This window comes from Roseomonas sp. GC11 (assembly GCF_024437745.1).
Taxonomy (GTDB): Bacteria; Pseudomonadota; Alphaproteobacteria; order Acetobacterales; family Acetobacteraceae; genus Pseudoroseomonas.
Window position 1 is genome coordinate 137,037 of record NZ_JANFNY010000001.1, and the last position, 20,436, is coordinate 157,472.

Below are 20,436 nucleotides of genomic sequence, written 5' to 3' on the forward strand. Positions count from 1 at the left end.
GGCTCACGCCGCCTCGCTCCAGCCGCAGGCGGCGAAGGCGGCGCGCATGGCCCCCATCTTCTGTCTGTCAGGGGCGGCGGGCGATGCCCGCCGCCTCGCTCAGTTCCAGCCGGCCCGCTGCAACAGCTGCAGCGCCTCCGGTGTGCGGTCCAGATTGCCCGCGGCATTCACCGGCTCGGCGCGGAACTTGCCCATCGCCGCCAGCGCCGGATGCAGCGGCGCATCCTCCACCACCGGATATTCCATATTGCCCAGGGCGAACATCTCCTGCGCCTTGTGCGTCGTCATGAACTCCAGGAAGCGCAGCGCCTGCGCCCGGTTCGGCGCGCTCTTCACCAGCCCGGCGGCGGAGATGTTCACATGCGTCCCCCGGTCGCCCTCGCCCTGGTTCGGGAAGATCACGCCAATCCGCTTGAACAGCGCCTGCTCCTCCGGCTTGTCGCTGCGGCCGAAATGGCCAAGATAGTAGCTGTTGGCGATGGCGATGCCGCACTGGCCGGACGGAATGGCACGGAACTGGTCGCGGTCACCCCCCTGCGGCGGACGCGCGAAATTGGCCACCACCCCGCGCGCCCAGGCCTCCGCCTTCTCCGGCCCGTCAGCGATCAGCAGCGAGGCGGCAAGGCTGGTATTGTAGGGGTGCGAGCCGCTGCGCGTGCAGATCTGCCCGCGGAAGCGCGGATTGGCGAGATCCTCATAGCGGTTCAGCCCCTCGGGCCGGCCCTTCTCGCGGTCATACATGATCAGCCGCGCCCGCTGGCTGATGGCGAACCACAGCCCGCCCGGATCGCGCAGCGCCGCCGGCACCCGCCCGTCAATCACCGCCGAGCCATGAGGCGCCAGGATGCCCGCCTGCGCCGCCCGCGCGATCCGCGCCGCATCCACCGTCAGGAACACATCCGCCGGGCTGTTGCCGCCCTCATTGCGGATACGCTCGATCAGCTGGTCCGCCTGCCCCTCGATCAGCCGCACCCGGATGCCGGTTTCCTTGGTGAATTCGTCATACAGGGCACGGTCGGTATCGTAATGCCGGGCCGAATAAAGGTTGATCTCGCCCCCCTGCGCGCGCGCCACGGCAGGAAGGGCGAAGGCAAGGGCGGAAAGCGTGGCCAGCACGGTGCGGCGGAACATGGCGTCATCCCTGGATGCATTTTAATCCACCTCCCTAGAATGAGAGGCACTCGCAGGAATTTCCAGGGCGGAAGCGTCTCAATTCCTGGCGGCGCGCAACACCACCAGCGGCAGGGGCAGCGCCGCCAGCCGCATCTCCGCCGCCCCCGCCACCCGCCCGCCCGCCAGCACCTCCTCCCAGCCCCGGCCGGCGAGGTCGGCGGGCAGCGGCAGGGCGGTATCGCCCCAGCGCGCGGGGTCGGGGAAAGGCCCTTCCGCCCCCGGCGGCATCAGCCACAACGGGCGCAGCGGCACCGCCACCAGCAGCGCCTCGCCCCCGGCGCGGCGCAGGAAGGCCAGGCAGCCCTCCGCCATCGCGCCGCGCGGGGAGAGGGGGACATAATCCCCCGCCTCGAACAGCGCCGGGGCCGTGGCGCGGAGCGCGAGCAGCCGCTGGATCACCCGCTGCTTCACCGCCCCGTCCCGCCAGCGCCCGGCCAGCGCCGCCAGCGGCGCCGGGTCAGCCAATGCCGCCAGCGGCGCCGGGTCGGCCAGCGCGGCGGCGCGCGCGGCATAGTCCACGGGGCGGCGGTTATCCGGGTCCACCAGCGAGAAATCCCAGAAGTCGCAGCCCTGGTAGAGATCGGGCACGCCCGGCACCGTCAGCCGCAGCACCGCCTGGGCGAGCGAGGCCAGCGCCGCCGGGGCGGCGATCCGCCGCGCGAAATCATGCAGGGCGCGGGGCAGGGCGGGGTCCGCCGCGCGGTCCAGCAGCCCGTGCAGAAAGGCCGCCGAGGCTTCCTCATAGGCCGCCTCGGGCATCGCCCAGCCGGTGCGCCGCTTGGCCTCGCGCATCGCCTTGCGCTGCCAGCCCGCCAGCCGCTCCGCCCAGGCGGCGAGCGCCATGCCATCCCCGGGCGCGAGATCGAGCGGCCAGGCGGCGACGATCATCTGCACCAGCATGGCGGCCTCGCCCGGCTCCGGCGCCGGGCCCTCCGGCAGCGCCCGCACCAGCCCCGCCGCACGCCCCAGCACGTCGCGCAGGAAGGCCGCCCAGTCCTCCGCCATGCCGGAGAGCAGGGCGAGGCGCATGCGAAGATCCTCGCCGCGCTTGTGGTCATGCGTCGCCGTGGCCAGCAGGGCGCGCGGAAAATCGCGCCCGCGCGCCGCCGCGGCGGCATGAAACCCCCCGGCGGAGAGGAAAAACTGGCCGGGATTCGAGCCCACCTCATTGCGCGAGAGCAGCCGCCCGTAGCGGTAGAAGGCGGTATCCTCCACCGATTTCGCGGCGGTGGGGGAGGAAAGCTGCTGGAAGCGCGCCCGCGCCCGCAGCAGGGCCTGGCGGGATTCACCGGGTGGGCGCTGGCGCGGCGCCTCCCCGGCCAGCCAGAACAGCATCTGGTCCAGCACCGCGTGGTCGGTGGGGGGCAGATGCGCCCGCGCCGCCCCCGCCGCCTGCCGCAGCACCGCCCCATCCGCCTCGCCCGGCCGCCCGGCGCGGACATAGACGCGATAGACGGGGAAATGCGCCAGCAATTCCGCCAGCACCCGCCGGATGGCCCGGAAGGAAATATCGCGCGTGCGCAGATGGGCGCGGGCCAGATGGTGCAGGGCGCGGGCGCAGCCATCGAGTTCGGCGGCGAGATTGTCGCGCAGGATCTGGCGGCGGGCCGCCACCTCCTCCGCCGCGAAATCCCGCGCGCTGCCGCTCACCTCCCGCCACAGGGCGGAGAGCGGCGCCTCCCCGGCCGGGTCGTGCAGCACGGCGCCCACCTGGTCCATGAAGTCATAGCCCGTGCTGCCATCCACGCCCCAGCGTTCCGGCAGGCGCTCGCCGGGCGCCAGGATTTTTTCCACCACGATATAGGGGGCGCCCGCCGGGGCACCGGCCGGGCGGCGCGCCCCGGCCGCCGCCATGCGGCGGCGCAGGCGGCGGCAATACCCCGCCGGATCGGCCAGCCCGTCGATATGGTCGATGCGCACGCCATCGATCAGCCCCTCCGTATAAAGGCGCAGCACCAGGGCATGGGTGGCGTCGAACACCGCCGGCACCTCGGCGCGCAGCCCGGCGAGGCCGGTGACATCGAAGAAGCGGCGCCAGTTGATCTCATCCGCCGCGCAGCGCCACCAGGCGAGGCGGTAATGCTGCCGCTCCAGCAGGGTATGCAGCCGCGCCGCCCCCGCCACCCCGCGCGGGTCATAGGGCGCGAGGCCCTCCGGCGCCTCCAGCACGGCGCGCGCATCCTCCGGGCGGATGGGGAAGCGGTTGTCGAAATAGGCGAGGGAGAGGCCGGTCGGCCCCTCCGCCACCAGGGCCAGCTCCCCCTCCGCCAGCGCCTCGCCATAGGGGCGGCCGAGGAAGGGGGCCAGCAGCCGGCCGGCCAGGGCCGGGTCCGCGCTGTCCCAGTCGATATCGAAGAAGGCGGCGAAGCGGCTCTCCCGGCCATGCGCCAGCACATCCTGCCACCAGGGATTGTGCGGCCCGTCCACCCCCATGTGGTTGGGCACGATGTCGAGCAGCAGCCCCATCCCGGCGGCGCGCAGCGCGGCCACCAGCCGGCGCAGCGCCGCCTCCCCGCCCAGCGCCGGGTTCACCGCGTCATAGGCCGTGATGTCATAGCCATGCAGCGAGCCCGGCGCCGCCGGCAGCAGCGGCGAGGCATAGAGATGGCTCACCCCGAGCCGCGCCAGATAGGGCACCCGCGCCACCGCGTCGTCCAGCGTGAAGCCGGCATGGAACTGCATGCGGCAGGTGGCGCGCGGCGCCGTATGGGCGGCAGGGGGGGGGGCGGGGGTCATGCGGGCGCTCTCCGCGCCCGCGCCAGGCCGCGCAGGCGCCGTTCGATGGCGGGGTCCTGGAACATCCGCTCCACCGGGGGGGAAAGGCGGCGGCGCCAGTTGGGATGCTCGTCAACGGTGCCGGGCAGGTTGGGTTGCTCCACCGCCGCCAGCGCATCCTCGAGCGGCAGCAGGGCGAGGCCGCAGCGCGCCCGGCCGATATAGGCGGCGGCCGCATCGGCCACCGGCGCCACCGCCTCCGGCGGCGGGGGCGGGCCCGCGGCCACCCCGGCGCGGCGGAAGGCGGCCCAGAGCCGCGGCCGCTCCACCATGCGCGCCGCCGCCTGCCCCTCCAGCGTGAGGCCCAGCCGCTCCCGCCATTCCAGGTCGCGCCCGCGCCACCAGCCGGCGACGCTGGGCAGGTCATGCGTCGAGGTCATGGCCACCGCCTCGCGCGTCCAGCGCTGCGGCGCCCGGAAGCCGCCCGCCGCCTGCTCGAACCACATCACCCGCATGCCGGCGAGGCCGGCGCGCTCCAGCGCCGGGCGGAAGCCCGCCGGCACGGTGCCGAGATCCTCGCCGATGACGATGGCCCGGTGGCGGTGCGATTCCAGCGCCACCAGCCGCAGCAGGTCCTCCTGCGGGTAGCGCAGATAGCAGCCCCCGGCCGGGCTGGCGCCGCGCGGCACCAGCCAGAGGCGGCGCAGCCCCAGCACATGGTCCAGCCGCACCCCGCCGGCATGGCGGAAGGCGGTGGCGAGCATGGCGCGGAAGGCGGCGAAGCCGGTGGCGCGCAGCCCGTGCGGGGCATAGGTGGTGATGCCCCAGCCCTGCCCGCGCGTGTTGAAGAGGTCCGGCGGCGCGCCGATCTCGACATCCGACAGAAATTCGTCCTGGCGGGACCAGGCATCGCTGCCGCCGCCATCGACGCCGATGGCAAGATCCGCCACCAGCCCGATGCGCGCCCCCGCCTGCCGCGCCGCCGCCTGCGCCGCGCCCAGCCCCCGGTCGGCCAGCCATTGCAGGAAGGCGTGCTGCTCCACCGCCTCCGCCTGGGTGGCGGCGAAGGCGGCGACCTCCGGGCTCTCCGGGTCGCGCAGCGCGGCGGGCCAGTCCCGCCAGTGCCAGCGCGCCGGGTTTTCCGCCAACTGCGTGGCGTGCAGCGCCTCGAACACCGCGTGGCGGTGCAGCGCCGTGCCGCCTTCGGCCCGGAAGGCGGCGAATTCGGCGCGCAGCCCCTCCGGCGCCACGCGGGCAAAGGCGGCATGGAGCTGGCGCAGCCGCGCCAGCCGGGCACGGGCGACGGCGGGCCAGTCCACGAGGTCCAGCGCCTCCAGCCGCGCCCATTCGGCGGCGAGTTCGGGCGGGAAGGCGGGGGTGAGGGCGCCCAGAAGCGCCTCCCCCTCGGCATGGCGCGCATCCAGCCGCAGCCGGCTGGAGGGGGCATAGGGGCTGAAGCGCGAGGGATCGGCGCTGAACTGCGCATGCACCGGGCTGAGGGCGATGGCATCCGCCCCCAGCGCCGCCGCGCCGGCGGCCAGCCGCGCCAGGGCGGCATAATCGCCCACCCCGCCATCGCCCTCCCGCCGCAGCGCGTAGAGCTGCACCGCCAGCCCCCAGGCCCCGCCGCCCGGGCAGGCCTCGGCGATGCGGTGGCCATGCTCCGGCGCGACCGCCAGGGTCAGCGGCGCCCCGCCCAGTTCCAGCGTGTAGTAGCCCGGCAGGGCGGGGGCGGTGAGGCGCGCCCCGCCGCCCGGGGCAGCTTCGGCCAGGCCCTCCACCATGGTGCCATCCTCCGCCATCAGCCGGTAGCGGCCGGGGGGCTGGGAGAAGCGCAGCGCTCCGCCGGGCAGGGCGGTGCGCAGCGGTGCCGGGCGGCGCTGCGCCGCGTGCCAGTGGGCAAGGCTTTCTTTCCGTTGCGCCTGGCTGGCGCAGGGCAGGCCGAGCGCCGTGAGCACGGCGCGCAGCGTCTCGGGCGTGGTGCCGCGCGGGCGGCCCTGCGCATCCTCCCAGCGCGCCATCAGCCCGACGGCGCGGGCGAGGCGGTGCAGGCTGTCCTCCCCGTTCATGCCCCGGCCTCGCGCAGCCAGGCGATGGCGCTGCGCGGCGGCAATTCGCCCGCCGCCACGGCCTCCGCCACGCCGGGGGCGGAGCCGGCCAGGATGGCGCCTTCCCCCAGCGGCGGAGACAGCGCCGTAGACAGCGCCAGGGCGCCATCGCCGAACTGCGCGGCGATGCCGAGCACGGCGCCATCGGCCAGCTGCCATTCCGCCCGCACCGCGCGCGGGGCGAGGGCGCGGGCGCCGAGGCTTTTCGCCCCCGCCAGACGGAAGGCCAGCCGCTCCCGCCGCAGCGCCAGCAGCCCGGCGATATAGGCTTCCGCCTCCGCCTTCGGCGCGGCCATGCGCTCGGCGGGGTCGGGGCGGCTGGCGGCGAAGGTGGCGGGGTCGTTGGGATCCGGGATGCGCGCCCGCCGCGCCGGGTCCTGGAAGGCGGCGAAGCGGGCGAATTCGCGCCGCCGCCCCTCGCGCACCGCCTCCGCCAGCGCCGGCGCGGCGAAGCCGGTGAAGAAGAGGAAGGGGCGTTCCGAGAAGAATTCGTCACCCATGAAGAGCATCGGCACGGGCGGCGCGAGCAGCAGCAGCAGGAAGGCCGCGCGCAGCGCATCCGGCGGCGCCAGGCTGGCGATGCGCTCGCCGAAGGCGCGGTTGCCCACCTGGTCGTGGTTCTGCAGCGCGTTGACGAAGGCCGAGGGCGGCAGATGCGCCGAGGGCTGGCCGCGCGCATGGCCGAGATGGGCCGAGACCTCGCCCTGATAGACAAAGCCTTCCGCCAGGGCGCGGGCGAGGCGCGCCGCCGGGGCATCGGCATAGTCGGCGTAATAGGCCTCCGCCTCGCCGGTCAGCAGCACGTGCAGGCAGTGGTGGGCATCGTCATTCCACTGCGCGTCGAATTTTTCCGCCAGCAGCGCGGCATCGTTGCGCTCATTCTCCAGCACCAGATAGACGGGCCGCGCGATGGCCGCGCGCACCCGCTCTGACAGCTCGGCCAGGAAGGTTTCGCTGGCGATGGCGTGCACGGCATCCAGCCGCAGCCCGTCGAAGCGGTATTCGCGCAGCCAGAAGAGGGCGTTCCCGATGAAGAAGTCGCGCACCTCGGGCCGGCGGAAATCGATGGCGTCGCCCCAGGGGGTGCGCAGATCGCCGCGGAAGAAGCCGGGGGCGATGCTGTGCCAGTAATTCCCGGCCGGGCCGAAATGGTTGTAGACGACATCGAGCATGACGGCGAGGCCATGGCCATGCGCCGCATCCACCAGCGCCTTCAGCTCCTCCGGCGTGCCATAGGCGCCATCGGGGGCATAGGGCAGCACGCCGTCATAGCCCCAGTTGCGCGCACCGGAGAAATCATTCACCGGCATCAGCTCCAGCGTGTTCACGCCGAGCGCCGCGAGGCGCGGCAGCGCGTCGATGACGCCGCGGAAGCCGCCCATGGCCCCCACATGCAGCTCATAGACCACGCTCTGCGGCCAGGGATGCGGGTTCCACGCCGTGTTCTGCCAGTGATAGGCGGCATGGTTGGTGACGATGCTCCAGCCCTCCGCATCGCCTTCCTGCGCGTGGGAGGCGGGGTCGGGCACGGTGGGGCCATCGCCCAGGGCATAGCGGTAGCGCGTGCCGGGTGGTGCCTCCGTCTCCAGGGTCCACCAGCCCTCCGGCGCGGCCTGCATCGGCAGCGGCATGGCATCGCGGCGCAGCAGGGTGACACCGGGCTGGCCCGGCGCCCAGAGGCGGAAGCGGCACCGCCCGCCGCCCAGAGGCAGCGCACCGAAGGCATGGGTCATGGCAAGGGGTCCTGGGCAATCGGCCACGCGGCCAGCAGGCAGGCCGAGCGCGCGGCGAGGGTGAGGAGGGGGCCGCCCAACGCTGCGTCCGGCGGGACACCCAGCGGGGTTTCCGGCGCCTCGGGGGCGGCGCTGTCGAGCAGCAGCACCCAGGGCAGGGCAGGCGGCGGCAGGAGGAAATCCACCGGCACGGCGCTGGCATTGAGCAGCAGCAGCGTGACCTCGGCGCCGCCTTCCTCCGCCGGGCCGGCGCGGCGCAGCGCCAGGGTGCGGCCCTGTGGCGCGTTCCAGGCCTCGGGCGTCAGCGGGTGGCCATCGGCGTCGAACCAGGCGATGTCCGGGATGCCCGGCAGCGGCCGGGTGCGGCCATGCAGGAAGGCGGCGCTGCGCAGCGTCGGGTGGCGCCGCCGCAGCATCGCCGCGCGGCCGATGAAATGCGACAGGGCGATGCCCGCCTCCGACCCCGCCAGCGACCAGTCCAGCCACGAAATGTCGTTGTCCTGGCAATAGGCGTTGTTGTTGCCGCGCTGGCTGCGGCCGAACTCGTCGCCGCCCAGCAGCATGGGCGTGCCATGCGCGGCGAGCAGCGTCATCATCATGGCGCGCTTGACGCGATCGCGCGTGGCGCGGATCTGCGGGTCGGCGGTCGGGCCTTCCTCGCCCCAGTTGGTGCTGAAATTCTCGCCATGGCCGTCGCGGTTCTCCTCGCCATTCGCCGCGTTGTGGCGCTGCGTGTGGCTGACGAGATCCTCGAGCGTGAAGCCATCATGCGCGGCGACGAAATTCACCGAGGCCCAGGGGCGGCGCCGGCGGCGCTCGAACAGATCGCCCGAGCCGGCGAGGCGCGCGGCGAGATCGGCGCGCATGGCGTCATCGCCGCGCCAGAAGCGGCGGACGCCGTCGCGGAAGCGGTCATTCCACTCGGAAAATCCCGGCGGATGCTGGCCGAGCCGGTAGCCGCCCGGGCCGATATCCCAGGGTTCGGCGATCAGCTTCAGGCGCGACAGCAGCGGATCCTGCCGGATGGCATCGAAGAAGCCGGAGCCGGGGTCGAAGCCCTGCGCCTCCCGTCCCAGGGTGGAGCAGAGATCGAAACGGAAGCCATCCACCCGGTAGGCGGTGGCCCAGTGGCGGAGACTGTCCATCACCATCTGCAACACGCGCGGATGGGAGAGGTTCACGGTATTGCCGCACCCCGTCTCATCGATGAAATGGCGCGGATCCTCGGCGGGCAGGCGGTAATAGCTGGCATTGTCCAGGCCGCGCCAGGAGAGGGTCGGGCCCATCGCCCCGCCCTCGCAGGTGTGGTTGTAGACGACATCGAGGATGACCTCGATGCCGGCGGCATGCAGGCGGCGGATGGCGACGCGGATTTCATCCTGCGCGCCGGAGGAGAGATAGGCCGGCTCCGGCGCGAAATAGGCGAGGGGGGAATAGCCCCAGTAGTTGCGCAGGCGCTTCTGCACCAGGAAGCGGTCCTGGCAGAAGGCCTGCACCGGCAGCAGCTCCACCGCCGTGACGCCAAGCTTCAGCAGATGCTCGATCACGCGCGGGTCGGCCAGGGCGGCGAAGGTGCCGCGCTCGCGCGGGGCGAGATCCTCGCGCCGGATGGTCAGGCCGCGCAGATGCGCCTCGTAGATCACCATGCGGTCCCAGGGCACCATCGGCGCACGGTCATCGCCCCAGTTGAAGGCATCATCCACCACGACGGATTTCGGCATGGCGGCGGCGCTGTCGCGCCGGTCGAAGCTGAGATCGCCGCGCGGCGCGCCGAGGCGGTGGCCGAACAGCGCATCCGACCAGCGCAGCGTGCCGTGGAGTTTCCTGCCGTAGGGGTCAAGAAGAAGCTTGTTGGGGTTGAAGCGGTGGCCGCGCTCCGGCTGGTAGGGGCCATGCGCGCGGTAGCCATAGATCAGGCCGGGGCGGGCCTCCGGCAGGTAGCCGTGGAACACCTCGTCCGTGCATTCCGGCAGCGGCAGCCGCGCCGTCTCCCGCCGCCCTGCGGCATCGAACAGGCAGAGATCCACCTGATCCGCATGGGCGGAGAAGACGGCGAAATTCACCCCGAGCCCATCCCAGTGCGCGCCCAGCGGATCCGGGCGGCCCGGCAGCAGCCAGTCCGGCGGCGGCGGCAAGCTCAGCCCTCCGCCGGAACCAGGACCAGGGTGGAGAGGCCGGGCAATTGCAGCTCCAGCGCGGCATCGAAGCCATGCGAAGCGGTCTCCACCGCATGGGCGAGCCCGCCATTGCCGTTGTTGGCGCCACCATAGATCGCGGCGTCGGAGTTGAAGGCCTCACGCCAGGCACCGCCGCGCGGCACGCCGATGCGGTAGCCCTGCCGCAGCACCGGGGTGAAGTTGCAGACCACCAGGGCCGGCGGCGTTCCCTCCCGCCCCTGGCGCAGGAAAGCAAAGACGCTGTTCTGCGCGTCATCCAGCACGACCCAGCGGAAGCCTTCCGCTTCGGCATCGCGCTCATGCAGGGCGGGGAGGCCGCGGTAGAGCTGGTTCAGGTCGCGCACCAGCCGCTGCACCCCGGCATGCGGCGGCTGATCGAGAAGGTGCCAGTCCAGTGCGAAATCATGGTTCCACTCGCGGCGCTGGGCGATCTCACCGCCCATGAAGAGCAGCTTCTTGCCCGGATGCGTCCACATGAAGCCGAGATAGGCACGCAGATTGGCGAATTTCTGCCAGTCATCGCCGGGCATCTTGCCGAGCAGCGAGCCCTTGCCGTGCACCACCTCGTCATGCGAGAGGGGCAGCATGAAGCGTTCCGAGAAGGCATAGACAAGCCCGAAGGCGATGCCGCCATGGTGGTATCGGCGATGGATTGGCTCGCGCTGCATGTAGTGCAGCGTGTCGTGCATCCAGCCCATGTTCCATTTGAAGTTGAAGCCAAGACCGCCTTCCCCGGGCGGCCGCGTGACTCCCGGGAAGGCGGTGGATTCCTCGGCGATCAGCAGCTTGCCCGGGCAGCGCCCGGCGACGATGCGTGACAGTTCCTGCAGGAAGGAAATGGCTTCGAGATTCTCGCGCCCGCCATGGATGTTGGGCACCCATTCCCCCGCCGCGCGGCTGTAGTCCCGGTAGAGCATGGAGGCCACGGCATCGACGCGCAGCCCATCCACGCCATACGCCTCCAGCCAGTGCAGGGCGCTGCCGATGAGGAAATTGCGCACCTCGCGGCGGCCAAGATTGTAGATGAGGGTGTTCCAGTCCTGGTGAAAACCCTCGCGCGGGTCGGCATGCTCGTAGAGCGCGGTGCCGTCGAAGCGTGCCAGCCCATGGGCATCGGTCGGGAAATGCGCCGGCACCCAGTCCAGGATCACGCCGATACCGGCCTCGTGCAGGCGTTCCACCAGCCGCGCGAAATGCTCGGGCGGCCCGAAGGCGGCATGGGGCGCGAATTGGCCGAGTGGCTGGTAGCCCCAGGAACCGCCGAAGGGATGCGCCATCACCGGCAGGAATTCGACATGGGTGAAGCCCATGCCGCGCAGATAGGGAATCAGGCGATCCCCGAGATCTTCCCAGCCGAGAGAAGAATTTTTTGCGTCCCGTATCCAGGACCCGGCATGCACTTCATAGATGGAGAGCGGCTGTGCGGCGGCGGGGGCCTGCGGGGAGGGCAGTGCCGCCGGGCGGGGCAGGGCGGCCGTGTCCATGACGATGGAGCCATCCGCCGGCGGCATCTCCGACCGCCAGGCCACGGGGTCCGCTTTCAGGGGCAGAAGGCTGCCATTCGGGTCCAGCAATTCGTATTTGTAGATGGCACCGGGCGCGAGTCGTGGAATGAACACTTCCCACACACCCGCACCATGCCGCAGCCGCATGGGGTGACGGCGCCCATCCCATCGGTTGAAGTCGCCAACAACGGAAACCCGGCGCGCATTCGGTGCCCAGAGCACGAAGCGCACCCCTCTCACCCCCTCCACCACCAGGGGATGCGCGCCGAGGCAATGGCCCAGATCCTGGTGCGTGCCCTCGCGCAGGAGATGCAGGTCGAGCTCCCCCAGCAGCGGCGGGAAGGCATAGGGGTCCTCGCTCTCCTCGACGGTATCACCCCAGTCGATGCGGAGGTGATATTTTTTCCGGTCTGGCAAAAGGCCTTCGAAGAATCCGGCAGGATGCTGGAGAGCCAGGGGAAATTCACCGGCTTCCGTCACGGCCGTGACCGCCTGCGCCCCGGGCAGCAGGGCGCGCAGGCTGCATCCCTGCTCCGTGTCATGCGGCCCCAGCACGGCGAAGGGATCGCCATGGCGTGCCTCGACCAGGGCGGTGATGGTATCGGGGTGCAGCATTGTCGTGACCATGCGTCACTCCTTGCCCAGCAGACGGTCGGCGATGCGGCGCAGCCCGGCGAGTGGAATGGGCAGCCAGGAAGGGCGGTTGGCGGCCTCATAGCAAATCTCGTAGGCCGCTTTCTCCAGCAGGAAGAGATCGAGCAGGGCAGCCTCTGCGGCCGCGCTGGCCCAGGGGCGCGCCGCCCTGGCCTGGGCATCACGATAGGCCTCCAGGAAAGTGGCAGCAGCACGCTGGCGGAAGCCTTCGAGCAGCGCGTCATGGCGGTTGCTGGCCTCCCCGGGCGCGCCACGGTCCGGTTCCGCGCTGGCCACGGCATAGTCAAAGGAACGCAACAGCCCGGCGACATCACGCAGGGGCGATGTCTTGGCACGCCGCTGTGCCAGAGACTTCGCCGGCTCTCCCTCGAAATCGATGATGCAGGCATCACCCTGCACAACGAGAACCTGGCCCAGGTGGAAATCGCCGTGAATGCGGGTCTTCAGCGCGCCCACTCCCAGCGCCGCCAGCCGGTCGATCGCGTCCAGCAGCGCGGCCCGGCCGGTGCGCAGCGGTTCCGCCTCCGGCACCTGCGCCAGGGTCTTCAGCGCCGCCTCGAACTGCGCCCGCGCGCCTTTGGCCCAGGCCTGGGCATCCTTCTCCGTGGCGATCTCCGGCCTGAAGGCGTCCTCCCCGCAATCCTCGGCCAGGAGGGCATGCATCTCGCCCAGGCGCCGCCCCAGCGCCGCGGCGAAGACGGCATAGTTGGAGAAGGCATCATCCTGTTCTTCCGCCGCGGCTTCCTTCACCGCCATATCGGCCACGGAGCGGTTGAGGAACTCGATGGTCCAGCCCCATCCATCGCCCTGGTTGCGCACGAAGCCCTGCAGCACCACCAGTGTGCGGGGTGTCCCATCCGGCGTCACGCGCACCACCTCGCCCAACAGCGGGGCGGTCTGCGCGAAGCCGCGCTCCGTCAGGTGCCGCGTCATTTCCGTCTCGGGGCTGATCCCCTCCGTGACGCGGCGCACCAGCTTCAGCACCGCCTGTTCGCCGATGATGAGCGAGGAATTGGATTGTTCGGCCGAGAGGCGGCGAATTTCCGCATCACCGGGAATGGCGTCGGGCATGAAGAGGGATGTCGGAAGGAAGCGGATCTCCCCTTCGGAGAGCGGTATCACCGCCTCGTCGCGCAGCCCCCGCAGGACGCCCTGCGGCCAGGCATCGAGGGCGAAGGCATCGGTCAGCAGGCCAACCCGGCGGCCACGGCGCACCCGGGCCAGGGCCAGCTGCTGCGGCAGGGCCGTGGTGAGTTCCTCCTCCCACACCAGCCCGAGCGGCAGCAGGTAGCGCGCCGTGCCGTTCCCTTCGGTGACCTCGACTTCCGTGAGCAGGACTTCACTCTCCCGCACGCTGAGGGTTTCAGCCAGGACAAGGCGCGGCGCCAGCGTGGCGCCATCCTTGCCGGCGAACCAGCGGCGGCGCGTGAGATAGTGCGGCAATGCCTCCTGCTCCAGGATGCGGCGCGGCGCGGCGTTGAGCACATCGCCCAGGCCGCCCCGCAGCACCAGCGTGGAGAGTTCCGACATCGGCTCCGGCGCGGGTGTGTGCCAGCCTGGCATCGCGGCCTCCGTGGCGAGAAGGAACCAGTAGAACCCATAGGGCGGCAGCGTCAGCAGATAGGTCAGCTGGCCGATCGGCGGGAAGGAGGAGCCGCCCACCAGCTCGACCGGCACGCGCCCTGCATAGGCGGAGAGATCCAGCTCCACCGCCTGCGCCGTGCGCGAGAGATTGCAGACACAGAGGATGGTTTCGCCCTCATGCTCGCGCAGATAGGCGAGGATCTTGCGGTTGCCGGGATAGAGATAGCCGAAGCTGCCGCGCCCGAAGGCCTTGTGCCGCTTGCGCACCGCCAGCATGCGGCGCGTCCAGTTCAGCAGCGAATGCGGATCGTTGCCCTGTGCCTCGACATTCACCGCCTCGAAGCCATAGACGGGGTCCATGATGGAGGGCAGGACCAGCTGCGCCGGTGTGGCGCGGGAGAATCCGCCATTGCGGTCGGGTGACCATTGCATGGGCGTGCGCACGCCGTCGCGGTCGCCGAGATGGATGTTGTCACCCATGCCGATCTCATCGCCGTAATAGAGAACGGGTGTGCCGGGCATGGAGAGCAGGAGGGATTTCATCAGTTCGATGCGGCGGCGGTCATGCTCCAGCAGAGGCGCCAGCCGCCGGCGGATGCCGAGATTGATGCGCGCGCGCCGGTCGGAGGCATAGGTCTCCCACAGATAGTCGCGCTCCCTGTCGGTCACCATCTCCAGCGTCAACTCGTCATGATTGCGCAGGAAGATGGCCCATTGGCAGGTCTCGGGAATCTCCGGTGTCTGGCGCAGGATGTCGGTGATGGGGAAGCGGTCTTCCTGCGCCATCGCCATGTACATGCGCGGCATCAGGGGGAAGTGGAAGGCCATGTGGCATTCATCACCCTCGCCGAAATACTGCTGCGTGTCCTCCGGCCATTGATTGGCCTCGGCCAGCAGCATGCGGCCCGGCGCGTGGCGGTCCAGCTCGGCGCGGATTTTTTTCAGCACCGCATGCGTCTCGGGCAGGTTCTCGTTGTTGGTGCCGTCGCGCTCGATCAGATAGGGGATGGCGTCCAGGCGTAGCCCGTCCACCCCGGCATCGAGCCAGAAGCGCATGACCGAGAGGACCTCGCGCATCACCTGCGGGTTGTCGAAATTCAGGTCCGGCTGGTGGCTGTAAAAACGGTGCCAGAAATAGGCCCCGGCCTCGGCGTCCCAGGTCCAGTTGGATTTCTCGGTGTCGATGAAGATGATGCGCGTGCCATCATACTTCCGGTCCGTTTCGGACCACACATAGTAGTCGCGATGCGCCGATCCCGGCTTCGCCTTCCGCGCGCGCTGGAACCAGGGATGCTGGTCCGAGGTATGGTTGATCACCAGCTCGGTGATGACGCGGATGCCGCGCGCATGCGCCATCTGGATGAAGCGGCGCAGATCGGCCAGCGCGCCATATTCCGGATGCACCGCCTTGTATTCAGCGATGTCATAGCCGTCATCGCGCCGTGGCGAGGGGTAGAAGGGCAGCAGCCACACGGCATCGACGCCGAGCGACACGATATAGTCGAGCTTGGCGATGAGCCCGGGCAGGTCGCCCACCCCGTCATCATTCGAGTCGAAGAAGGACTTGATGTGGAGCTGGTAGATCACCGCATCCTTGTACCAGAGCGGGTCTGCCGGCATCTCCGGCTTGCGGTCACGCGGCATGGATCAGGCCTTGTCGGCGGCGCGAAGGCGCCAGATGGCGAAGGGAAGCTGGTGGGGATCGAGGCGGAGCGGCCGCCAGGGGCCGTGCCATGCCTCCTCCCCGCCCTGGATCAGGTTCTCGGCCAGCAGCGGCGTGCCCTCGGGCAGGCCCAGCGCGGCGCGCGGCACGGCGAAGCCGGATTCCACCGCATGGCGCGGTTCCATCGAGACGACGACGAGAAGGATGTTTTCCCGCCCCGGCGTCGCCTTCACATAGGCCAGCAGCGCGTCATGGCCGCCCGGCAGGAAGGTCACGCCCAGATGCGTCTGCAGCGCCGGGTTCTCGCGCCGCAGCCGGTTCAGCAGGGTGATCTCGGCGGCGATATGGCCAGGGCGGTCATAGTCCCAGGCGCGGATCTCGTATTTCTCGCTGTCGAGATACTCTTCCTTGCCCGGCACGGGGCGCGCCTCGCAGAGTTCGAAGCCGTTATAGACGCCCCACAGGCCCGAGAGCGTCGCCGCCAGCGCGGCGCGGATCAGGTGCCCGGCCCGCCCGTTCTCCTGCAGGAAGACGGGGTTGATGTCCGGCGTGTTCACGAAGAAATGCGGCCGGAAGAAATCCGCCACCGGCGGGCGGTTCAGCTCCTCCAGATAGGCGCGCATCTCGGCCGCGCTGTTGCGCCAGGTGAAATAGCTGTAGCTCTGCGAGAAGCCGAGCTTCGCCAGCCGGTACATCAGCTTGGGCCGCGTGAAAGCCTCGGACAGGAAGACCACATCCGGCTCCCGCCCGCGCACATCGGCGATCAGCCATTCCCAGAAGGGCAGGGGCTTGGTGTGCGGGTTGTCCACGCGGAACAGCCGCACGCCCTGCGCCACCCAGAACAGCACCACATCGCGCAGCGCCAGCCACAGCGCCGGCCTCGCGCCCTCCGCGTAGAATTCGACGTTGACGATGTCCTCGTATTTCTTCGGCGGATTCTCGGCGTAGCGGATGCTGCCATCCGGCCGCCACGCGAACCATTCGGGATGATCGCGCAGCCAGGGATGATCCGGCGAGCACTGGATGGCGAAGTCCAGCGCGATCTCCAGGCCGTTTTCCCGCGCCGCCGCCACGAGCCGCAGGAACTCCTCCAGCGTGCCCAGCTCGGGATGGATGGCGTCATGCCCGCCCTCCGCCGCGCCGATGGCATAGGGGCTGCCGGGGTCGCCCGGCTGCGCCACGAGGCTGTTGTTGCGCCCCTTGCGGTTGCTGCGGCCGATCGGGTGGATGGGCGGGAAATACAGCACGTCGAAGCCCATGTCCCGCACGCGCGGCAGGGCGCGGATCACGTCCTGCCAGGTGCCGTGGCGCGCCGCGCTGCCGCTCTGCGAGCGCGGGAAGATCTCGTACCAGGCGGCGAAGCCGGCGCCACGGCGTTCCACCTCCAGCGGCAGCACGGCCGATTGCGCCAGGAAAGGCCGCGCATCCGCCGCCGCCATCAGCGCGCCCAGGCGCGGCGTGGTGAAAAGGGCCACCGCCTCATCCCCGGCGGAGGCCGTGGCGATCCGCCCGGCCAGGGCGCGCAGCTCGGCCGCCTCCTCCGGCGGCAGGGCGGGCAACGCGGCCTCCAGCAGGGCCAGCCCCTCCCGCTGCTCCAGCGCCACGCCGAGCCCGGCGGCGTGCTTCTTGCCGATCTCCTCGCGGAAGGCAGCGAAATGGTCGATCCAGGCGATGACGCGGAACACATGCCGCCCGACCCGCGCGGGCACGAAGCTGGCGGCCCAGAGGTCATTGCCCTCCGGACGCATCGGCACCTCGGCCCACAGCGCCTCATCCGCCGCGCGCCATTGCAGGCGGGCGGCCAGCCTGCCATGCCCCTCGGCGAAGAGATCGGCGGTGACGCGCACCGCCTGCCCCACCGGGCGCTTCACCGCGAAGCGCCCGCCATCGACCGCGGGCTGCACCGCCTCGATGGCGATGCGCTCCGCGTGCAGGGCGGCCTCCACCGGCGGGGCGGCATGGCGGGCCGGCTCCACCCCGGTGAGGCGCAGCATGCGGGTTTCCGCGGGCCCAAGCTCCAGCACCCCCTCCGCCCCGAAAGCCTTCCGGGGCCAGAGGGCGGGGCGCGGCAACAGCCCCGCCACCTGCCCGGCGGAGAGCCGCGCCCCCTGCCGGGCGGAGGGGTTGGCCACCACCAGCAGCCGCTCCCCCGCCGCGCCCTCGCGCAGCAGGACCACGGGGGCCTGCGGGGCGGAGAGCACCACCGGCGCCGCGCGCCCCGTGGCGGCGGGCTGCGCCCGGCGCGCCCGGTTGGCGGCGCGGACCTCCCCGCGCAGGTCGAGGCGCGGCGCGGCGCGCAGGGCCGCGAAATGCTCCGCCTCGCGCGCGGAGGCCGTGGCGCGGTGCAGGGCGCCGAATTCCATCCCCATCGGCATCATCCAGGCGGTGCCCGACAGCGCGGCGAAGGACAGCGCGCGGCGCAGCAGCCGGGCGGCGGCCTCAGGCTCCGCCACGGCGGCGGCGAGGCGCGGGCCGAAGGGCGCCTCGGGCACGGACAGCAGCGGGGCCACGGCGGCGAGGCGCGCCACCTCCTCCGCCCACCAGCCCGCCCGGAAATCCCACCAGGGCAGGGAGGAGGCCACCAGCCCGAACCCGGCCCCGGCCAGGGTGGCCTGCGCCGAGGCGGGCAGGCCCGGCGCCCAGGCGATGAACAGCGCCCCCGGCAGCGCGGCGATGCGCCCGCGCCAGAAATCTCCCCCCCAGGCCGGGTCCAGGCAGCGGAAACCGGCGATGCCGGCCGCGTGCCATTCCTCCAGCCGCGCCGCCCACCAGGCTGCCAGCGGCGCGGGCGGCGGGCTGGGCAGGGGCAGGGCCTCTTCCTCGCCCGGCGGGTGGCGCGGGTCGGGTGGCATGTCGGGCGTAGGGGGCAGCGCGGCCGGCAGGGCGGCCCCCCGGGCCACCGCCCCGGCGCGGACATCCAGCAGCAGCGCCAGCCCCTCCGCCCGCGCGGCGTCTGCCATGGCGCGCAGGGCGGGCAGGGCCTCGCCCTCGCCCAGGGTGGGGTGCAGGAGGGTGGGGTCGCGCAGCAGCCAGGGCTGGCCCGGCGCCGAGGCAAAGGGCGGCGCCAGCACCACGCCCTCGAAGCCGAGCGCGGCGATGCGGGCGAATTCCCCCGGCCAGCGCGCCAGCGGCCCGGCTGCGAAGGGGTTCAGGTGATAGAGGGTGTGCGGCGGGGTGGCATCAGGCAAAGGGCGGCGTCCTTTCGCCAGGGCGTGTGAGGGGCGGCGGTGCCGTGGCGCGCAAGCGCCCGGCCTTTGGAGCGCGCGAGCGCTCGGCCTTTGGGGCGCCTGGGCGCCCGGCCTTTGGGGCGTGTCCGCGCCCGGCCTTTTGGGCGCGTCAGCGCTGCGTCTCGGGTGGCGGGTCCTGGGGCTCCGCCGTGCCGTAGCGGGTGCCGGGGAATTGCCGGTTGGCCGAGGGCGGCAGCGGGGTGGGCTGCGGGTCCTCGCGCACCGGCACTTCGGGCGGGGGCGGCGTGGCGGGGGGATCCGGCCAGGGCTGTGGCGCCTCGGAGGGCGGCGTCTGCGGGGGGAGCTGCGCGGCAGTGCCGGGGGTAGCCGACAGGGGCGTGAGATGTCGCTGGGTCATGCGGGGCTGTCCTGAGGGGTGGGTGAGGGGGTGGCGGAGGCGGCTGTCACGCTCCGCCGGGCGCTCTCCCGCCCGTCGCGCGGCGGGAGGCCGGCCAGCCGCTCAGCCAGGGCGCGGCGCAGGCTGTGGGAGAGGCTGGCAGCGGCGGAAAGGCTCCGCAGGGCAAGGCTGCCTGTCGTCATGAAGGAAGGGGTCATGGAAGAGGGCTTCCGCGGAAGAGGCCGGCCGGCGCGGCGCGCTGGCCTTACGCGTCCTGCGTCGGCTCGGCGGTGTCGCGCCCCGCCTTGCCGTGGGTGGCCTGGCCGCCCTTGCGCCCGGCCTTGGCGGCCAGGCCGCGGTCGCGCGAGAAGGAGCGGTCCGCCGCCTTCACCGCCTGGCCGCCCTTGCGCCCGGCCTCGGCGGCCAGGCTGGGGTCCTGGGCGAAGCTGCGCTTTTCCGCCGGCACGCTCTGGCCGCCCTTGGAGGCGATGCTGCGCTGCTTCTCCTGGTCCATCGAGGCGAAGCCCTGCTTGCCGCCGCCGCTGCGTGACTGACTCATGGGTCCTGCTCCTGTCGCCGGCCACCGCCCCGGGGGCGGGGTGGGCGCTGGGTTGAAGGGGCGGGTCCCGCAGGACCCGGACAGGGCATCAACCGCCATGCTTCGGCCAGGTTCCGGCACGCGGGCGGGATGCGGTGAAAAACGCGGGCTCCTGCCGCGGCGATCAGGTGCTGATCACCGCCGAGAGGATGAAGCCCAGCACCACCAGCACGAGCGAAACCAGCAGCACCCAGCGCATATGCCCGAGGGTGCTGCCCTGGCGGGCCTGCTCGGTCTCCAGCGGGTGCTCCGGCATCCTGGCCCGGCTGTGGCCGGTGGCCGGCGGCTCGATGGCGCCTTCGCGCCGGGGAGGCTCGGCGCCTTCGCGCCTGGGAGGCTCGGTCATGGGGTGGCTCCTCTGTCCCGGCGGGCGGCGCGCGCCCGCAGCGGAAGAAAAGCCCCGGCATGGCCAGGGTTGCAGCCGGGGCGGGAACTTCCTGCCCGCCGCGGTGTTGCCTCTTGCGGAAGCCCGCCGCCTGGCGAGCACACAGCGCGAGGAGCCCCGCATGGCCGAGACATTTTCGCCCGCCCCATCGCCCCTGATCGCCTCGGACCGGGTGCAGGGCACGGCGGTCTACGACCCCTCCGGCAACCGGCTCGGACGGATCGAGACGCTGATGCTCGACAAGGTGGCGGGCACGGTGGAATACGCCGTGCTGAGCTTCGGCGGCTTCCTCGGGCTGGGCAGCTCCCATTACCCGCTGCCCTGGAACCGCCTGCGCTACGACACCGGCCTCGGCGGCTATGTGGTCGATGTGACGGAAACCCAGCTCGCCACCGCCCCCTCCTTCAGCCAGGAAGGGCCGGTGGATTGGTCAGACCGGCAATGGGGCGAACGCCTGCGCGGCTATTACGGGCCGGCGCCCTATGGGTCGCGGGATGGGATGTGAAGGTTTGTAAGAAGATTTGTAAGGAGAAGGGTTCTTTTTTGAAAAAAAGAACCAAAAAACTTTTTTCAGTTT

Annotated in this window: 13 protein-coding genes; 1 reads left to right on the top strand and 12 read right to left on the bottom strand. The window is 71.7% G+C overall.

Going from position 1 to position 20,436, the window contains the following annotated elements:
* Positions 1 to 99: 99 nt before the first annotated feature.
* The 12 genes from NON00_RS00625 to NON00_RS00680 form a co-directional block, all read right to left on the bottom strand.
* Positions 100 to 1,131 carry an extracellular solute-binding protein gene (locus NON00_RS00625; RefSeq protein WP_256016386.1) on the bottom strand — a complete coding sequence of 344 codons (1,032 nt, stop codon included), beginning with the start codon at positions 1,129 to 1,131 and terminating at the stop codon, positions 100 to 102.
* Between the two features lie 78 nt (positions 1,132 to 1,209).
* The gene (gene treY, locus NON00_RS00630; RefSeq protein WP_256016389.1) at positions 1,210 to 3,909 is read right to left on the bottom strand and encodes a malto-oligosyltrehalose synthase; all 2,700 of its coding nucleotides are present in this window, start codon (positions 3,907 to 3,909) and stop codon (positions 1,210 to 1,212) included.
* Positions 3,906 to 5,957, bottom strand: coding sequence for a 4-alpha-glucanotransferase (malQ, locus tag NON00_RS00635; protein WP_256016391.1), 2,052 nt, complete (start codon positions 5,955 to 5,957; stop codon positions 3,906 to 3,908). The genes treY and malQ overlap by 4 nt, the downstream gene beginning before the upstream one ends.
* A complete protein-coding gene (treZ, locus tag NON00_RS00640) occupies positions 5,954 to 7,729 on the bottom strand; it encodes a malto-oligosyltrehalose trehalohydrolase (RefSeq protein ID WP_256016394.1) in 1,776 nt (591 codons plus the stop codon). Before treZ ends, malQ begins: the two co-directional genes overlap by 4 nt.
* Positions 7,726 to 9,864 (bottom strand): glycogen debranching protein GlgX, encoded by a 2,139-nt coding sequence (gene glgX / locus NON00_RS00645; protein ID WP_256016397.1) that lies wholly within the window; start codon positions 9,862 to 9,864, stop codon positions 7,726 to 7,728. Before glgX ends, treZ begins: the two co-directional genes overlap by 4 nt.
* Before the next feature lie 2 nt (positions 9,865 to 9,866).
* Positions 9,867 to 12,038 carry a 1,4-alpha-glucan branching protein GlgB gene (glgB, locus tag NON00_RS00650; RefSeq protein WP_256016399.1) on the bottom strand — a complete coding sequence of 724 codons (2,172 nt, stop codon included), beginning with the start codon at positions 12,036 to 12,038 and terminating at the stop codon, positions 9,867 to 9,869.
* Positions 12,039 to 12,041: 3 nt separating this feature from the next.
* Positions 12,042 to 15,293 (bottom strand): maltose alpha-D-glucosyltransferase, encoded by a 3,252-nt coding sequence (gene treS, locus NON00_RS00655; RefSeq protein ID WP_256016402.1) that lies wholly within the window; start codon positions 15,291 to 15,293, stop codon positions 12,042 to 12,044.
* A 3-nt stretch (positions 15,294 to 15,296) separates the two neighbouring features.
* Positions 15,297 to 18,500 (bottom strand): alpha-1,4-glucan--maltose-1-phosphate maltosyltransferase, encoded by a 3,204-nt coding sequence (locus NON00_RS00660; protein WP_256016405.1) that lies wholly within the window; start codon positions 18,498 to 18,500, stop codon positions 15,297 to 15,299.
* 148 nt (positions 18,501 to 18,648) lie between these two features.
* Positions 18,649 to 18,897: a hypothetical protein gene (locus NON00_RS00665; RefSeq protein ID WP_256016408.1), complete on the bottom strand. Its 249-nt coding sequence runs from the start codon at positions 18,895 to 18,897 to the stop codon at positions 18,649 to 18,651.
* Complete coding sequence (locus tag NON00_RS00670) at positions 18,894 to 19,094, bottom strand: hypothetical protein (RefSeq protein ID WP_256016411.1); 201 nt, start codon at positions 19,092 to 19,094, stop codon at positions 18,894 to 18,896. Before NON00_RS00670 ends, NON00_RS00665 begins: the two co-directional genes overlap by 4 nt.
* A gap of 47 nt (positions 19,095 to 19,141) precedes the next feature.
* Positions 19,142 to 19,435, bottom strand: a complete 294-nt coding sequence (locus NON00_RS00675) for a general stress protein (protein WP_256016415.1) — start codon at positions 19,433 to 19,435, stop codon at positions 19,142 to 19,144.
* A gap of 163 nt (positions 19,436 to 19,598) precedes the next feature.
* The gene (locus NON00_RS00680) at positions 19,599 to 19,820 is read right to left on the bottom strand and encodes a hypothetical protein (RefSeq protein ID WP_256016417.1); all 222 of its coding nucleotides are present in this window, start codon (positions 19,818 to 19,820) and stop codon (positions 19,599 to 19,601) included.
* A gap of 160 nt (positions 19,821 to 19,980) precedes the next feature.
* On the opposite strand from NON00_RS00680, the gene NON00_RS00685 reads away from it, so the two are divergent.
* Positions 19,981 to 20,364 carry a PRC-barrel domain-containing protein gene (locus NON00_RS00685; RefSeq protein WP_256016420.1) on the top strand — a complete coding sequence of 128 codons (384 nt, stop codon included), beginning with the start codon at positions 19,981 to 19,983 and terminating at the stop codon, positions 20,362 to 20,364.
* Positions 20,365 to 20,436 lie beyond the last annotated feature (72 nt).

Bases quoted from the DNA above. Each gene is read 5' to 3' on its own strand.
- malQ (WP_256016391.1), bottom strand. From the start codon at position 5,957: ATGAACGGGGAGGACAGCCTGCACCGCCTCGCCCGCGCCGTCGGGCTG.
- treY (WP_256016389.1), bottom strand. From the start codon at position 3,909: ATGACCCCCGCCCCCCCCCCTGCCGCCCATACGGCGCCGCGCGCCACC.
- treZ (WP_256016394.1), bottom strand. From the start codon at position 7,729: ATGACCCATGCCTTCGGTGCGCTGCCTCTGGGCGGCGGGCGGTGCCGC.
- NON00_RS00625 (WP_256016386.1), bottom strand. From the start codon at position 1,131: ATGTTCCGCCGCACCGTGCTGGCCACGCTTTCCGCCCTTGCCTTCGCC.
- glgB (WP_256016399.1), bottom strand. From the start codon at position 12,038: ATGGTCACGACAATGCTGCACCCCGATACCATCACCGCCCTGGTCGAG.
- NON00_RS00675 (WP_256016415.1), bottom strand. From the start codon at position 19,435: ATGAGTCAGTCACGCAGCGGCGGCGGCAAGCAGGGCTTCGCCTCGATG.
- treS (WP_256016402.1), bottom strand. From the start codon at position 15,293: ATGCCGCGTGACCGCAAGCCGGAGATGCCGGCAGACCCGCTCTGGTAC.
- NON00_RS00685 (WP_256016420.1), top strand. From the start codon at position 19,981: ATGGCCGAGACATTTTCGCCCGCCCCATCGCCCCTGATCGCCTCGGAC.
- NON00_RS00680 (WP_256016417.1), bottom strand. From the start codon at position 19,820: ATGACCGAGCCTCCCAGGCGCGAAGGCGCCGAGCCTCCCCGGCGCGAA.
- NON00_RS00670 (WP_256016411.1), bottom strand. From the start codon at position 19,094: ATGACCCCTTCCTTCATGACGACAGGCAGCCTTGCCCTGCGGAGCCTT.
- NON00_RS00665 (WP_256016408.1), bottom strand. From the start codon at position 18,897: ATGACCCAGCGACATCTCACGCCCCTGTCGGCTACCCCCGGCACTGCC.